Origin of the sequence: Nocardia sp. BSTN01 (assembly GCF_015354405.1) — a bacterium.
GTDB lineage: Bacteria > Actinomycetota > Actinomycetes > Mycobacteriales > Mycobacteriaceae > Nocardia.
In genome coordinates this window covers 1-2234 of the sequence record NZ_JADKYP010000129.1, presented here as the reverse complement: position 1 = coordinate 2234, position 2234 = coordinate 1, and the positions used below count along the sequence as shown (strand labels likewise).

At 64.8% G+C, this 2234-nt stretch carries 1 protein-coding gene; it reads right to left on the bottom strand.

Going from position 1 to position 2234, the window contains the following annotated elements; translation table 11 throughout:
* Window positions 1-118: 118 nt before the first annotated feature.
* Complete coding sequence (ltrA, locus tag IRT45_RS36065) at window positions 119-1513, bottom strand: group II intron reverse transcriptase/maturase (protein WP_194810231.1); 1395 nt, start codon at window positions 1511-1513, stop codon at window positions 119-121.
* Window positions 1514-2234 lie beyond the last annotated feature (721 nt).

The following is a 2234-nucleotide window of genomic DNA, read 5'->3' as shown; positions in this document are numbered from 1 at the left end:
GGTGGTTGAGTCGGCCCGAGGCGCGGTGGCGGTATTGCTGCCGCTCCGTTTCCCCGGACCGCTCGCCGAACCCGGCGTGCGCCTCTCGACGCACCGGGCTCTCCACGATCGGATGCCGTCAGGCTGTTCTGCGTCGCAGGAATGGGTTGGGAATCTTGTTGCCCCGGTAGCGGTATCGGGCAATCGTGACCGATGCCGGGTTGAATACTGCGACTCCGTCCGCTGCCATCGGAAGCCACCGCCCGGTCGGGGTGGTGAACTTGCGGCGGAACATCTTCCATCGCCAGCGGTGCCGTTTGCGCAACCAGCGGATGAGCCGCCAGTTCACGAAGTATCGCAGCCGGTCGAGCGTGTGACTGCAGACGGCGTGCCGGAAATAGGTGGTCCAGCCGCGCAGGATCTGATTGATCCTGCCGATGACCGCGCCCATATCTGCTTGGCTGACTCGATGTGTCAGGGCACGGATCTTCGCCTTCACCGCCCGGAACGGGAGGTCGGCGATGAAGGTATAAACGAACCACTTCCGTGTTCCCCGTTTGCGTTTCCACTGGATGCGGAAACCGAGGAAGTTGAACCCCTCACGCATATGCAGCACCCGGGTCTTGGTCGCCGAGAGTCGAAGACCCAGTGGGGCAAGCACATTCGTAACATCCTCGCGCAACGCAACCACGTCGTGTTCTTGGCCATGCACGAGCACGACGAAATCGTCGGCATAGCGCACGATCCGCCATGTCGGCAGACCTTTCGAACGACGATGATTGCGCCGATAGGTCGTTCCCATCACTCCATCCGGTCGCCACGGTGCCATCACATGCTCATCGAGCACGCTCAGCGCAATGTTGGCCAGCAATGGTGACAGGATCCCGCCCTGCGGGGTGCCGGTGTCGTTGCCCTCGATGCGGCCGGTCTCGATCATGACCCCGGCCTTGAGGAACGCCTTCACCAGCATCAGGACGCGCTTGTCCCTGACCCGCAACCGAACCCGGCCCATCAGAGCCGTGTGGTCGATCCGGTCGAAACACGCTTCGATATCAGCATCCAGCACCCACCGATAACCGCGGGAGCCGAACATCTGAATCTCGGCGATCGCGTCGTGCGCCCGCCGCCGCGGCCGGATCCCATAGGAGACCGGCGAGAAGTCGGCCTCGAAAATCGGTTCCAGCACCAGCTTCAATGCGGCCTGGACCACCCGATCCGCGATGGTTGGGATGCCCAGCTTGCGCAGCTTTCCCGACCCTCCGGGTTTCGGAATCTGCCGCTGCCGCACCGGGACCGGGCGAAATGTCCCGTCCTTCAGCGACAGCCGCAGTTGGTCCAGAAACGCCTCGACGCCGAGGCCCTGTTCGACATCATCGGCAGTGACGCCGTCGATGCCGGGGGTGTTGCGGCCCCGGTTGCCTGCGACCCGGTCGAACGCCACCCGCAGCGTTGCCGGATCGTGCACGAGGTTGAACACATCATCGAACCGGCGACCGGGATCGGCCGCCGCCCAACGGTGCAGTTTGTCCTGCATCTCCGATACCCGCTGCCACGGCCCCCTCGGGTCCGCGCAGCCGGCGCCGCCGTTCGGTGGCGCGTCTTTCGGTATTACAGCAACCAACATGCTCCTCTCGCTGTCGCCCTTCCCCATGTGATCGGCTTTCCCGATCTCGGAGTACTACGACGACTCCGCCCCGCTGCGAGCCGTTCGGCCGACGATGAGCCCAGCCTCGCCATCACGCTGGCTGCGCGCGAAAGAGGCGGACCCGCAACGGTTCCCGTGTTCACTGTGATTCGCTCGATCGAGGAGGAGTCCGACTCTGCCCCTGCGGCCTCGCTGCGGTTACGCCGCAGACCTTCACCACAGCCTCCCCAGGAACGGGCTTCACCAGACCCAGGAAGTTCCCGCAGCACGGGTGCTGCAGGACGCGCCGCTCCCGACCCGCATCCGCCAGGTTGGAGTCGGTAAATCGTTGAGGGGCTTTAAGACATCGGTTCCTCGCGTGCTCCTCTCGATCCTGCTCGCCGGACCCGCACCATCTGGCAGTGCTGACACGTCCCGGCTTTGTCAGGGCTGCTCCCACCCTCCCCGGCACCTCCCGGATCAGGCTGCCCTCAGCTCCTATCGGACCGCTGCGACGACCCGACGGCAAAGGTCTCTCACCTCCACTCAAATCACAGCGCCTCACGGCGCACGAAACCCGCGGTCAACGCGTTCGCGATCACCTTCGCCGACCGCTGGCCCGACGCCCGAA